Raw genomic sequence first — 14,301 nt, forward strand, 5'->3', positions numbered from 1 at the left:
ATGAAAAAGATATTAATAACCGGATTTGAACCTTTTGGTGGTGCAGCAATTAATCCTGCATTAGAAGCCGCTAAACTATTAGATGGTGTTGTACTTAATAATGGTGAAATTGTTATTTGCCAAGTGCCAGTAACACGCTTTAAAGCAATAGACGCTGTTATTACTGCAATTGAGTACCATAAGCCTGATTTTGTTATTACAGTAGGTCAGGCTGGTGGGCGTGCTGGTATTACACCAGAACGTATAGCAATTAATATTGATGACTTCCGTATTGCTGATAACGAAGGTAATCAACCGATTGATCAACCTATTGTTGTTGATGGCCCTGATGGCTACTTCTCAACGTTGCCAATTAAGGCGATGACGCAAGCATTACAACAAGCAGGCATTCCGTGTCAGGTATCAAACACTGCGGGTACCTTTGTCTGTAATCACTTATTTTATGGTGTACAGCATTATTTACGTGATACGGCTATTGGACATGGTTTTATTCATATTCCACTATTACCTGAGCAAGCAGCCCTAACGGATCAACCAAGTATGTCGTTAGAGATGATTGCTGAAGGTTTAAAAGTAGCCGCTCAAGCTGTGATTGATAATGAACAAGATATTCAATTAATTGGCGGCACTATTTGCTAGATATACCAGATGTATTGATTTAAGAGCTACGCTTGTAGCTCTTCTTCAATAATATCAGGATAACGGCTTTGAATCAGGGTGACTTTATCGAGAGAGTGTAAAATCGCATCAATACACAGAGGATCGAATAGCGTTCCGGAGCCATTAATTAAATACAGCTCTACATCTTCTATTGACCAAGGTTTTTTATAAGGTCGATTACTTAATAGCGCATCAATAACATCTGCGACTGTAACAATCCGTGCTTCTAATGGAATATCGGTTCCTTTTAATTTAGCGGGGTAACCCTTACCATCATACCGCTCATGATGATGACGAATGATGTTAAGAATAATATTAAGTTCCTGATGATTATCATATTTGAATGTGGTTAATATATTAGATAATAATTGACAACCTAATTCAGGGTGTTGATTCATTATATCTCTTTCATGATCGGTATATATTTCAGTTGAATATAAAATATCTTCTGGAATTAAAGACTTTCCAATATCATGCATATCGGAAAAATGATAAACCGAATCAACAAAATTACCGTCACATTTTCTTTTTTTTGCTAAATAGAGTCCAATTAAACGACTATATTCAGCGACTCTTTTCAGGTGATTTTGAGTCTCAGGATCTTTATGGTGACTTAATAATAAAACGGTTTTAACAATAGAATGAAATGCCTTTTTATTATTAAAATCATCAGTAATAAGTAAAGTAATAAGAATAGAGAAAGTGGTGAAATAATCAATTTTGTCGCTGAAGAAATCTTTTACTTTAGCATTGATAAATAATACCCCGATAAAGGTACCATTAGTATAAATTGGACATGCCATGCTTGAAATACAATTGCTTTGTAATAATCGCAAATGAATGCGTTTTACTGACGATTGATGAGAAAGCATATTATCAATAATGCTTGGTTCTAACGATGATCTCATTTTACTAAGGCGGGGTGATTGGCTAATTGATGCAATAAAAGTTGGAAAATTATCACCATAATCAGGACTACGATATACAGAGTATAGATTATCGTGATCATCGATATGTGTTACTGCTATACCAATAATTTCAGGATAAATTTTTTGTGCGGAAGACACAAAGAGAGCTAACCGCTCTTGGAGAGAGCGCTTAGTATTTAAAAATGAATACATCAATAAGTCCTTTTTATGATCATATGCACGTTAATTTATATTTGATCAAAGGTACCGACTTGTATAGTTATTTATTCATTAATAATATGAATATTGGGTATTTATCATAGCTGAGACAGAAAAAGGGATATCAGCGCTGTCTTCTGCCTTATCCCATTGATTAAAATTAATTATTGCAATATTACTTTCCCTGTGGAGTTGGTCGACCAACTATATGTCTGCTCATTTTTACCTGTAAGTTTTGCTTGGCCATCATACAGTGAAATGTATTGATTATTGTTATCTTCATTGTATTTTAGAGGATGATCTTCTAAAGTTTCGGCCGTCCAATAACTTGCATTATTGTCTCTTTCATCAATGTAGAAACCACGGAAAGTGACGGTTGGTGTTAGTGGGTCATTGTCCACGAAGTTGATTTCATTATTATCACGTAAGCTATAAGCAATGATATCAGTGCTGATAATTGGTGCTCGAAATTTAACTGCGTTGTCGGTTTCGATTTTAAAGGTATTGGTTGATTTTTTACTCACATCAAGTGTGCCTTCAATAAGCGTTATTGTTGAATACTCAGTTTTATTTGCTGTGGCAATATACTCAGCGATATTACAGCTAAAGTTTGAAACGTTAGGATTAGTAGCTTCTGCTGCATCAAAACATTTACCCGCAATATTGATTATTAGCGTATTAATATCAGTAGAAATTTGTGCATAATTTTGCTTTTGTTCATTTGTTAATGCGGAAATATCTAATCCGACTTTATCAACAATAATATCTTCACCATCATTTGAGTTACATCCTAATAGTGTTGTTGTTATGAGTGCGGTTAAAACAAGTTTATTCATGATATCTCCTTAGGTATATTTGTGCTATCAGTGTGGTTTAGTGTTAATTATTTTCCCTATCTTAAATAACGATATTTATAGGGTGGATTATTGCTATTAACTAGAGTTTTGTTTTTAATATTACAAGTTAATAGTATGAGTATTATGTTGTTGTGATAAGTTGTATTTGTTTTTAATTGGAAGGTTAATGATAGTCATTTGTTGTTATTATGTAAATCTTTCATAGTGACGCTTTCGTTCTTAATTATAAGAAAGATGTCTTGAAAATAATATTATAAAGCGAATTTTTTGATTCATTATTTAAAATTTATAAAGCGAAAGTATCTTAAATACAAGCCTCGAAAGATGAGCCGAGTGACGAACTTATTCCAATTAGGGCGTTTTTAGCGTGCTCAAATCCCTCGCAGTATTAATGCAAATTCCAAATCACCAAACCTGTGTAAAAACTTAGCCGAGCGTTACATACTTACAGTCTCGGAAAAGCATGAAGTAAAACAAGCTAATATTGATGAAATGAACGTCGAGATTCGTTTAGAGCAAGGGTATGACTAACCAGCTTGTTGGCGTCAGATTGGTTACGGTTTCAGGAACTGTTCAGATAGTAAGGACATAATGTTAGTCCTGTTTGGTAGGGGCTTGTACCTTATCCTTATATTATATTTATACGTATCAAGTAAAAATTAACACTAATTTAATACATTAATATTTACCCTTATTTATACGTATTTTAAGAGCAAAACTTTAGCCTTATTAAATAAACGTTTATCTAATATTTGATGAGATATAGCTTAATGAATTCAGACAATAAGTCATATATTACTTATTGGCACTAGGCATTAAGGTAAATATATAACGATCACACCAGCTAAGAAGCTGGCCGTAACTTAAGGTTAATTAAATGAAAATACTGGACGGTAATGGCGCAGCAGCGACAATTGCTTATAAAACCAACGAAGTCATTGGTATTTATCCAATCACACCAAGTTCTTCTATGGCAGAGGCTTGTGATCAATGGGCGAGTCAAGACATGCCAAATGCGTGGGGTGATGTACCACGTATTATGGAAATGCAGTCTGAAGGCGGTGCTATTGCAACGGTACACGGTGCCTTAATGGCAGGCAGCCTAGCAACCAGTTTTACCTCATCTCAAGGTTTATTGCTGATGATCCCGTCGTTGTACAAACTTGCTGGCGAATTAACGCCGTTTGTATTGCACGTGGCAGCTCGAACTATCGCAACCCATTCCTTATCAATTTTTGGTGATCACTCTGATGTGATGTCCATTCGTCAAACAGGTTGTGCATTATTTTGTGCCTCTTCTGTTCAACAAGCACATGACTTTGCATTAATCTCACAAGCAGCGACATTAAAAAGTCGTTTGCCATTTGTGCATTTTTTTGACGGTTTCCGCACTTCGCATGAGCTGAACAAAATTACCGAAATTTCAGACGATGTGCTCCGTGAGATGATTCCAATGGATTTGATGGAAGCGCACCGTGATCGCGCGCTAACGCCAGATCGCCCTATGCTTCGCGGTACAACCTCCAATCCAGATACTTTCTTCCAAGCGCGTGAAGCGAGCAATCCATGGTATGACCAAGCGGCAGATCATGTGGTTGATACCATGGCGCAATTTGCAGAGCTAACGGGGCGTCAATACAAGCCATTTGAGTATCACGGTCATCCTGACGCTGAGCGTGTGATCATCGCGATGGGTTCATCGATTGGTACTATTAAAGAAGTGGTTGATCGTGAGTGCTCTTTAGGTCAAAAAGTGGGTGTGTTAGCGGTTCACTTGTACCGCCCATTCTCAGCTAAGCATTTCTTAGAGGTATTACCTGTAACGGCAGAGCGTATTGCAGTACTGGATCGCACCAAGGAGCCGGGTGCATTGGGTGAGCCTTTATTCTTAGACATAATGGCGACCCTGACCGAAGCTTTCCAGCTTGGACAACGTGCTACTTTGCCACGTGTGATTGGTGGACGTTATGGTTTATCCTCTAAAGAATTTGCGCCAAACTCAGTCGCTGCTGTCTTTGAAGAGTTGACTCAACCGTTATTGGCGATGCGTTCTCGGTTTACGGTCGGCATTAATGATGATGTAACTCACCTTAGTTTACCGTTGTTAAGTAACTATCCGTTGCTTCACACTCTCGGTTATAACAGCATTATGTATGGTTTGGGTAGTGATGGTAGTGTTAGTGCTGCAAAGAGTACCTTGAAGTTGTTAGGTGACCATACTGACGAATACGTGCAAGGGTATTTTGTTTACGATTCGAAAAAAGCGGGCAGCATGACGGTGTCACATTTGCGTAGTCGTCCATACCCCATCGATTCAACCTATTTAATTGCTTATGCAGATTTTGTATCGTGCAGCCAATGGAGCTTCTTAACCAAGCAAAACATGTTGGATAAATTGAAGCATGATGGCATTTTCTTATTGAATAGCCCGTACGATGCTGATCACGTGTGGGATCATTTGCCGTTTGAAGTGCAAACTGAAATTCTCGCTCGTAACGCACGCCTTTACGTTATTAATGCAACCAACATTGCGCACAGCACTGGCATGGGTCAACGCATTAATACCGTAATGCAAATGGCAATGTTGTGGTTAACAGAGCAGTTACCACAGTCTGGTTTATTAGCGTTATTGTCAGACACCATTGCGAAGACCTATTGCAGTAAAGGCGAGAATATTATTCAAGCCAACATTCGTGCGTTAGAACAAACCTTAGAGCGTTTACAAAAAGTGGAGACGACTCAAGCCGTGGCTAACGGTGAAATGTCACCACCACCAGTGTCTATGGAAGCGCCTGATTTTGTGAAAGCCGTAACGGGCGTGATGTTAGCAGGTAAAGGCGATGAATTGCCTGTGTCTGCTTTCCCACCGGATGGTACTTGGCCTACGGGAACCAGTCAGTGGGAAAAACGCAACATTGCCAATGAATTGCCTGAGTGGAAAGCTGATTTATGTACTCAATGTAATTACTGTGTGGCCGCGTGTCCGCACTCTGCGATTCGTGTGAAAGTGGTTGATCCTGTTGTATTGGAAGGTTCTGAACTGGAATCGATTCCATTCAAAGGCCGTGAGCGCAAAGGACAATCTTACGTGCTGCAAGTCTCACCAGACGATTGTACGGGTTGTAACCTTTGTGCGGTGGTGTGTCCTGCGAAAAGCCGTACCGAAGAAGGCGTTAAGTCATTAAACATGGTGCCAAAAGTGGAGCCAGTCGATGACAAACGTTCTTTGTTTGAAGAGTTCTTAGGCTTGCCAGAAGTCCAACGTAAAGAAATGGAACGCATTGATATTCGTAATATTCAATACGTTCAGCCACTGTTTGAATACTCTGGTGCGTGTTCGGGCTGTGGTGAAACGCCATACATTAAGTTGTTGAGCCAATTGTTTGGTGATCGCTTATTGATTGCTAACGCAACGGGTTGTTCGTCTATTTATGGCGGTAACTTACCAACCACGCCATATACCAAGGACGCAAATGGACGTGGTCCAGCGTGGGCGAACTCATTATTTGAAGACAATGCCGAATTTGGTTTGGGTTACCGTTTATCGGTGAATCATCATCGCGAGCGTGCGAAGCGTTTGTTAAGTGAGCAAGGCGAAGCCATTCTCGGTGCAGAGGCGCGAGATGCCTTGTTAGCAACCCCAGAGAAAAGCTACCCAGAGTTCTACCATCATATTGATCAACAGCGTCAAACCATTGAGCAATTGAAAACGCAATTAGCCGGTCAAGCAACCGCAGAATCTTTCTTAAATTCTGTTGATTATTTAGTTGATAAATCTGTGTGGATCATTGGTGGCGATGGTTGGGCGTATGACATCGGTTTTGGTGGTTTGGATCAAGTATTAAGTACGGGGGAAAACATCAATATTTTGGTGTTGGATACTCAGTGCTACTCAAATACAGGTGGTCAACACTCCAAAGCCTCACCAACAGGCAGTACCACTAAATTTGCCGTTAATGGTAAATCGCATAAGCGTAAGAACTTAGCCGCACAAATGATGATGTATGATCACGTGTATGTGGCACAAGTGTCTATGGGGGCGCAGATGAACCAAACAGTGAAAGCGTTCCAAGAAGCTGAAGCATGGTCAGGTCCATCCTTGATCATCGCTTACAGCCCTTGTGAAGAGCATGGTTATGACTTAGCCAATGCTTTTGACCATCAGAAATTGACAACGGAAGGAGGCTTATGGCCACTTTACCGTCATCAACCTTCTGAAAATGGCAAAGGCAAGTTCAACTTAGACTCAAAAGCACCAAAGGCCGATGCCTTGATACAGATTTTGAGTTCCGAGCGTCGCTATAAGAAAGTCATGGAAAATGATGGGGCAGATTTCTTAGCCGATATTGAACAAGCTGTCGATGCTGAGTTTGGTTACTGGACGGCGGTCAGTGAACACAATAAACAAAAATAAAGTATCGGTGTAGATGATTATTTTTATAGATGTTCGTAAGAGCATCTATTTTTTTATCTATGCACTGTTTAACGTTTTTTACTACGTTTTAAAAATGGCATCTGCTAAAGACTTGATGAAACGTACGCAAAAGCAAACGTTGAATAGATGATAAGTACTTTACCTAGAATTTGATCGTATAAAACTAGGACGTTATCGAGAACGAGTGATAGCAGCTTTTGGATAGTAATCTTTAATGTAACTATGTGATCAGATTACTTAAATATTTAAGACTTGTTACTTTGAAATACTTCTATCATATGAACTTTGTTATATAATCATTTGCAATTACAGATGGATTAAAGTCATATGGTCGAAAAACTTTCCAAATCTCAGCTTACTGACGCTATTGTCGAACAGGCGGTCTAACCATGGCAATTGTCTTCAATCAGCCTCAAACCATTGCGCAGTTGTTGGATAAATCACTCATAATTCCTGATTACCAACGCCCATACAAATGGCAACCTAAGCACGTTAATCAGCTGATTGATGACATTGTTAATTACCGTACTAAGTCCTGTTATCGGCTTGGTACGGTGGTACTGCATCAAGACAAAGATTCAGAAAGTGCAATACTTAATATCGTTGATGGTCAGCAGCGCTTGCTCACGTTAACCTTGCTTTGCACCATTCTGGATAGCGAAGAGGACAGCATTTCATCTAGCCTGCTTGAGCATAAATTTGAATCATCGGTCAGCATCAAAAACCTCAAGAATAATGCACAACTTATCTCTGAACGAGTAGCGAGCCTGCCAACTACAGAAAAGCAGGAATTACTTAATTTTGTGCTTAACAAGTGCGAGCTAATCCAAGTCACATTGGATGATTTGAGTGAAGCATTCCAGTTTTTCGATTCACAAAATGCGCGTGGTAAAGCACTTGCCCCTCATGATCTGCTAAAGGCGTATCACCTACGTGAAATGATGGACTCGACAGAGCAAAATGAGCGTTTGTATCACGTAAGCTTGTGGGAACAAGGCGTAAACCCAGACGATGGTTCTGCAAATTTGCACACCATTATGGGTGAGTTCTTGTTCCGTATGCGCCGCTGGGTTGATGGTGATTACGGCATCCAGTTTAGTCGCCATAACATTGATGTATTCAAAGGTATTAACCTAGAAAGTACTCAATACGCCTATGTCGATTCTATGCTTGCGCTGGATTATGCGATTGAAACTTTCAATGCCGATCCTGCGCGTAAATGGGACAAGCAAACCAAGGGCTATCCATTTCAAGTAGATCAGGTGATGATCAACGGTAAACGCTTCTTTGAGTATATTCAGCACTACATGGCGATTCACTCAGCTTTATTTATTGGCAAAGATTCAAGGCTATTTTCATTCGTTGAGAAGCACGCTAATTACAGTGGCAGCAATCGCAAAGGGGATAGCTACGTGCGAAACCTCTTTTTGTGTGCCGTGATGTATTACTACGACAAGTTCGGAGATATTGAGTTAGAGAAAGTGGCGCAGATTTGTTATCGCTGGAGCTATTTCTTACGCCTTGATCTGCAACGCATTGGAATGGAGTCGGTAGACAATCACGCTAAAGCGCGTAATGGATTATTTAGAGCCATTAGCAAAGCGGTTCATCCTCAGCAAGTGTTGAATTTTCAGCCACCTTATAAAGAGCCTAATTTTAACAACGCTAAAGATGTGCAGGCATCTATTGAAGCAATGAAATCGGGAAGTATTAATGAGTCAAACTAATCAAGTAAAGCCGTTATCAGTTAAAGAGCTTTTCGATAGCAAAACTCAATACGTGATTCCTATCTATCAGCGTAACTACGCTTGGGGCGCGATAGAGATTGAACAGCTTATTCAAGATATCAGTGATGCCGCAGGGCTGATTACCCAAGCAGAAGAAACCGTTACTGCCAAGCAAGATAAGTATTATCTGGGTAGCCTTGTGGTTTATCAACGTACTACGCATTCGCAGCAATCGAATGTGGTGTACGAAACCATAGACGGTCAGCAAAGGCATACCACGCTTTCTATCTTATTGGCGTACCTAAAGCATCGTGAGGTATTGGTTAGCGATAAACTTGAAGAGTTAGCGATTAACTTAACTTTTGATAGTCGCCCAAAGTCTTCCAGAGCGTTAGACGATATCTATTCGGGTAACACCAATGGTGAGTCAGAAGAGCCCAATATTCACGCTGCTTTCAACATTATTCAGCGTTACTTCGAAGAAAAAGGTTTAAATGCAGAGGCGAAAGCGAAGCAGTTCGTCGATTATCTATTAAATAGCGTCATCATACTGAGAGTCGTTGTGCCACCACAAACCGATCTTAACCATTATTTTGAGATCATGAATAACCGTGGTGAGCAGCTAGAAAAGCACGAAGTATTGAAAGCGAAATTCATGGCGACACTGGCTAATGATGAGGAAAGGGGCTGTTTTTCAACTATCTGGGATGCTTGTTCAAATATGACGCGTTATACCCAGATGGGCTTTCAATCAGATCTGCGAAAAGCCGTATTCGGTGACAGTTGGCATACGATGCCAGCTAACTTTGATGCGATTTTAGAAAAGCATACAAGCAAGCAGCAAAAGCAAGATGCAATGACGTTGCGAGATATCATCAAAAATAAGGCATCAAGCTCAAACACTGACGATGAAGAGCGAGAGAAGGAAGAGCGTTTTGGTACTGTTATCGACTTCTCCAACTTTTTACTTCATGTGTTAAAGCTGATGCAAACGGAAGAGAGCGTTTCGTTAGATGATAAGAAGCTAATCGATGCGTTTATCTCTAAAGATGATGGCTTGAAGGTTTGTGCCAAAGCGTTTGTGTATGAATTGCTTAAGTATCGCATTCTATTTGATAGCTACGTCATAAAACCTGATCAACACGATGAGAAGCGTAAGTGGAGTTTGCTCACACTGGATAACTCCTCAAGCAGTTCGAGTTATTGCTATTTAAATTCATTTGGTAAAGAAGAAGATAGCAAGCTAAATGAAAACATTCGTATGATATTGGCAATGTACCATGTCTCGAACCCTGCTTTAGTTTATAAACGTTGGTTAAACGACGCTTTAAGTATTTTGAATAAGAATACAACGCAGCAATCGAATTTTGTTGTTGATGGTGAAGTGTACTTAGCAGAGCTTGAAAGCTTAAGTGTTTGTTATTTTGAAGAAATCACAAAAGGTGAAAATTTAGCCTTTAGTGAAGATGGTTCGGGCGTATTACATAAAGGCACAGGTGTTCAGAATTTCGTGTTTAACAGGTTGGATTACCTACTATGGAAGCGTTTATCGGCAGAGGAATCGTTTGATGGTATCGGTAAAAAAGAACTTGGAAAGCACTTTGACGATTTTCAGTTTTCATTCCGAACATCTGTTGAGCATTACTTCCCACAAACCGATCCATCCGGTGCAAGAAAGATGGAATACGTAGATCGCTTTGGTAACCTTTGCCTAATCTCCCCAAGCAGTAACTCAAGGCTTAGTAATTATTCTCCGCAAGATAAGAAGAAATTCTATCAAGAGAACAATCGTGCCGAGAGTTTAAAACAAGCCATTATGATGAGTTATGACGATTGGGGACCAGAAGGAAAAGGGATGACTAATATACAGAATCATGAAAAAGAGATGATTGATGTTTTGGCAAATCTTCATAGTTACAATGACGATGTTTTAATCAATGCAGAGCAAATTATTCCTGTTCCTGAGGTTGAAGAGTATCAGGTTAAGTTCAGAGAGAAACAGGTAGAGCAACGAACTAGTAAAAAAACACAGCGTGATTACTCAAAATATCGCTTTAACGGGCAGGTTTACAATAAACGTAAATTAGCATTAGCGATTTTAACGCATTGGATTCATGTTAAAAAACCAACTGACTTAGCTGAAATTCATCGATCTCTTGAAGGTTATAATCTACTACGGGCTGTTGCTTTATTTGATCAGATCACTGAAAAGTATCTCAGTCGTTACCATTCCTCTGAAAATGATCTTTTGACTTTAGATTCAGGTGAACTCATCGCAATTTCCAATCAATGGGGAGATGACATCCCTAGATTGTTAGAGGCTATGAGTCAATACGGGATTCAGGCTGATAAGATAGATAACTAATGGCTCTAGGTTATGACGAAATTAGCGAAGAAGTATATGACAAGAGAGTAGAATGATCGTTGTTTCTTTGAGGAGGAGATAGAATCAATCCATTTATGATTGTGCTTATACAGTCATATTCTTGTTTGATAGCTCGCTGTAAATCAGACAGCGAGCTTAATTATCTATATCTAGAACAATTAACGCCATCATAGAGATGGTTTAATTGTAGGTCAATGTGCAAGTTTTATTGTTCCAACACAATTTTTTACTCATCGATATAAGTTTCAATGCTAGGGCAAGAACATATTAAGTTGCGATCACCAAATACGTTATCAACCCGATTAACACTTGGCCAATATTTGTTATTTTGGGTGTGTATTGATGGGAAGCAAGCAATATCCCGACTATAACAATGCATCCATTCTGCAGTTCGTAGATCAACTTGAGTGTGGGGGGCATTTACCAATGGATTATCATCTAAAGGCCACTCACCAGTTTGTACTTGATTAATTTCTTCACGAATAGCAATCATTGCCTCACAGAAACGATCTAATTCGGTTAAATCTTCTGACTCTGTAGGCTCAATCATTAAGGTACCAGCGACTGGAAATGACATGGTCGGCGCATGGAAACCATAGTCCATTAATCGTTTCGCGATATCTTCTTCTGATATACCAGATGCTGCTTTAATTGGGCGAATATCGATAATACATTCGTGTGCCACTCGGCCTTGTTTGCCACGATATAAAATAGGGTAATGAGGTCGTAAGCGCTCCATCACATAGTTAGCATTTAAAATCGCTAGCTCAGTGGCTTGTTTAAGCCCAGTTTCACCCATCATAGCAATATAGCCATATGAGATTGGCAAAATGGAGGCTGATCCTAAGGCTGCTGCTGATACAGCGTATTGGTTAGTTTGAGGCTGTTGTGAATCAACATGACCGGGTAAGAAAGGGCTCAAATGTGATTTGACACCAATAGGTCCGACACCGGGACCACCGCCACCATGTGGAATACAGAACGTTTTATGGAGGTTTAGATGTGAAACATCAGAGCCAATAAAACCAGGGCTAGTTAACCCAACTTGTGCATTCATGTTAGCGCCATCAAGGTAAACTTGACCGCCAGCGGCATGTACTCGTTCACAAACTTGTTGGATACCTTCTTCATAAACACCATGCGTCGAAGGATAAGTGATCATGATGCAGGATAAATTGTCACGATGTTGATCAATTTTTACTTGTAAATCATTGAGGTCAATATTGCCTTGCTCATCACATGCCACCACAACCACTTGCATTGAAACCATTGCTGCAGAAGCGGGATTAGTACCATGAGCAGAGCTTGGTATTAAGCAGACATTACGGTGACTATTGCCATTAGCTTGATGGTAACGTTGAATGGCAATAAGTCCTGCATATTCACCTTGTGCGCCAGAGTTAGGTTGTAGTGAGACAGCATCATAACCTGTAATCGTGCATAACATTGCTGACAGTTTTTGGGCTAATTCTTGATAACCCAGTGTTTGTGCCGAGGGTGCAAATGGATGTAACTGGCCAAATTCTGGCCAAGTAACCGGAATTATTTCAGTGGCAGCGTTGAGTTTCATGGTGCAACTGCCAAGAGGGATCATGCCATGAGTAAGTGAATAGTCTTTGTTTTCGAGTTGCTTCATATAACGCATCATTTTGGTTTCGCTATGGTAGCGGTTAAATACGGGATGCGTGAGGAAATCACTCTGGCGACGGCAATGCTCAGGAATAGCGGCAAATTCATCATTGGCAATAGTGTCGGTGTAATAGCTAAGGTCGAGCGCTTGATTGGTGAGTAAATGAAACAGAGTACGAATATCATCAATTGAGGTCGTTTCATCTAAGCTAATACCGAGCTTATTGGGGTATTTGCGGAAGTTGATACCAGCGTCTAATGCTTGTTGATAAAGTGGTTCTGTTTGCTCTGCCGTGACTAAGGTTAAAGTGTCAAAGAAGTGACTATTTTCAATAATAAAGCCGTTATCTTGTAAACTTGCAGCTAATATGGCGGTAAAATGATGAACGCGGCGAGCTATTTTTTTTAGTCCCTCAGCGCCATGATATAACGCATAAAAAGCGGCCATATTGGCAAGTAATGCTTGGGCGGTACAGATGTTCGAGGTCGCTTTTTCTCGGCGAATATGCTGCTCACGGGTTTGCATTGCCATTCGTAGGGCGCTATTGCCTTTGGCATCTTTTGATACCCCGATTACTCTTCCTGGCATGGTGCGTTTGTATTGATCTTTAGTTGCCATGAACCCAGCGTGAGGACCACCAAAGCCCATCGGTACGCCAAAACGTTGAGCGCTGCCAATCACGACATCCGCGCCCATTTCACCCGGTGGGGTTAATAGGGTTAATGCTAATAGATCACTCGCAACCGTGACTAAGGTTTTTTTATTGTGTGCAGAGGCAATAATATCGGTTAAATCTTCAATATGACCGTTAGTTGCAGGGTATTGCAATAAGGCGCCAAATACATCGTATTGCTCGAGCTTATCAGGATCATCAATGATGATATCCACCTCGATAAATTGAGCTCGAGTTTTAACTACATCAATGGTTTGCGGGTGAACATTTGCTGCAATAAAGAACTGCATGCTTTTATTTTTACCTGCACGTAGACATAATGTCATCGCTTCTGCCGCAGCTGTCGCTTCATCTAATAAAGAGGCATTAGCGAGATCCATGCCCGTCATATCCATGATCAACTGCTGAAAATTAAGCAATGACTCTAAACGCCCTTGTGATATTTCAGGTTGATAAGGAGTATAGGCGGTATACCAACCCGGATTTTCTAAAATATTACGTAAAATTACACTTGGGGTATAAGTATTATAATATCCCTGACCAATATAGCTTTTATTGATAATGTTCTTCGATGCAATTTGCTTCAGTGATGCGAGCATGTTCGCTTCACTTTGTGACACAGGCAATGCCATTGGCTCTGGCAATGCTATCGCTGCTGGTAGAGTTTGTTGGATAAGTTGCTCAATGCTTGATACACCAATTGTCGCTAACATCTGTTGTTGCTGCGATAGGCTTGGACCATTATGGCGTTGAGCAAAACAAGTATCATCACTAAGAATGCTGAGTAATGTAGTCGATGTCATTTT

Annotated in this window: 7 protein-coding genes; 4 read left to right on the top strand and 3 right to left on the bottom strand. The window is 40.1% G+C overall.

Annotated features, from left to right (window positions below):
* Entirely contained in the window at positions 1–639 is a 639-nt protein-coding gene (gene pcp, locus PPBDW_RS21195; protein WP_036792578.1) for a pyroglutamyl-peptidase I, read from the top strand.
* Positions 640–665: 26 nt separating this feature from the next.
* Here the strand turns inward: pcp and PPBDW_RS21200 are convergent, their stop codons facing one another.
* Together PPBDW_RS21200 and PPBDW_RS21205 are read right to left on the bottom strand one after the other, a co-directional pair.
* Positions 666–1,781 (bottom strand): HD-GYP domain-containing protein, encoded by a 1,116-nt coding sequence (locus PPBDW_RS21200; protein WP_054262218.1) that lies wholly within the window; start codon positions 1,779–1,781, stop codon positions 666–668.
* Between the two features lie 170 nt (positions 1,782–1,951).
* The gene (locus PPBDW_RS21205) at positions 1,952–2,623 is read right to left on the bottom strand and encodes a hypothetical protein (RefSeq protein WP_036792576.1); all 672 of its coding nucleotides are present in this window, start codon (positions 2,621–2,623) and stop codon (positions 1,952–1,954) included.
* Positions 2,624–3,521: 898 nt separating this feature from the next.
* Here PPBDW_RS21205 and nifJ point away from each other — a divergent pair.
* The 3 genes from nifJ to PPBDW_RS21220 all read left to right on the top strand — a co-directional run bounded on the left by nifJ (position 3,522) and on the right by PPBDW_RS21220 (position 11,171).
* A complete protein-coding gene (gene nifJ, locus PPBDW_RS21210) occupies positions 3,522–7,058 on the top strand; it encodes a pyruvate:ferredoxin (flavodoxin) oxidoreductase (protein WP_036792573.1) in 3,537 nt (1,178 codons plus the stop codon).
* A gap of 410 nt (positions 7,059–7,468) precedes the next feature.
* Positions 7,469–8,806: a DUF262 domain-containing protein gene (locus tag PPBDW_RS21215; RefSeq protein ID WP_036792570.1), complete on the top strand. Its 1,338-nt coding sequence runs from the start codon at positions 7,469–7,471 to the stop codon at positions 8,804–8,806.
* Complete coding sequence (locus PPBDW_RS21220) at positions 8,793–11,171, top strand: DUF262 domain-containing protein (RefSeq protein WP_082386863.1); 2,379 nt, start codon at positions 8,793–8,795, stop codon at positions 11,169–11,171. The genes PPBDW_RS21215 and PPBDW_RS21220 overlap by 14 nt, the downstream gene beginning before the upstream one ends.
* A gap of 247 nt (positions 11,172–11,418) precedes the next feature.
* Here the strand turns inward: PPBDW_RS21220 and gcvP are convergent, their stop codons facing one another.
* Complete coding sequence (gcvP, locus tag PPBDW_RS21230; protein WP_036792567.1) at positions 11,419–14,298, bottom strand: aminomethyl-transferring glycine dehydrogenase; 2,880 nt, start codon at positions 14,296–14,298, stop codon at positions 11,419–11,421.
* Positions 14,299–14,301: the final 3 nt, after the last annotated feature.

Source organism: Photobacterium kishitanii (assembly GCF_000613045.3).
In the GTDB taxonomy this organism is placed as follows: domain Bacteria; phylum Pseudomonadota; class Gammaproteobacteria; order Enterobacterales; family Vibrionaceae; genus Photobacterium; species Photobacterium kishitanii.

Bases quoted from the DNA above. Each gene is read 5' to 3' on its own strand.
- pcp (WP_036792578.1), top strand. From the start codon at position 1: ATGAAAAAGATATTAATAACCGGATTTGAACCTTTTGGTGGTGCAGCA.
- PPBDW_RS21200 (WP_054262218.1), bottom strand. From the start codon at position 1,781: ATGTATTCATTTTTAAATACTAAGCGCTCTCTCCAAGAGCGGTTAGCT.
- PPBDW_RS21205 (WP_036792576.1), bottom strand. From the start codon at position 2,623: ATGAATAAACTTGTTTTAACCGCACTCATAACAACAACACTATTAGGA.
- nifJ (WP_036792573.1), top strand. From the start codon at position 3,522: ATGAAAATACTGGACGGTAATGGCGCAGCAGCGACAATTGCTTATAAA.
- PPBDW_RS21215 (WP_036792570.1), top strand. From the start codon at position 7,469: ATGGCAATTGTCTTCAATCAGCCTCAAACCATTGCGCAGTTGTTGGAT.
- PPBDW_RS21220 (WP_082386863.1), top strand. From the start codon at position 8,793: ATGAGTCAAACTAATCAAGTAAAGCCGTTATCAGTTAAAGAGCTTTTC.
- gcvP (WP_036792567.1), bottom strand. From the start codon at position 14,298: ATGACATCGACTACATTACTCAGCATTCTTAGTGATGATACTTGTTTT.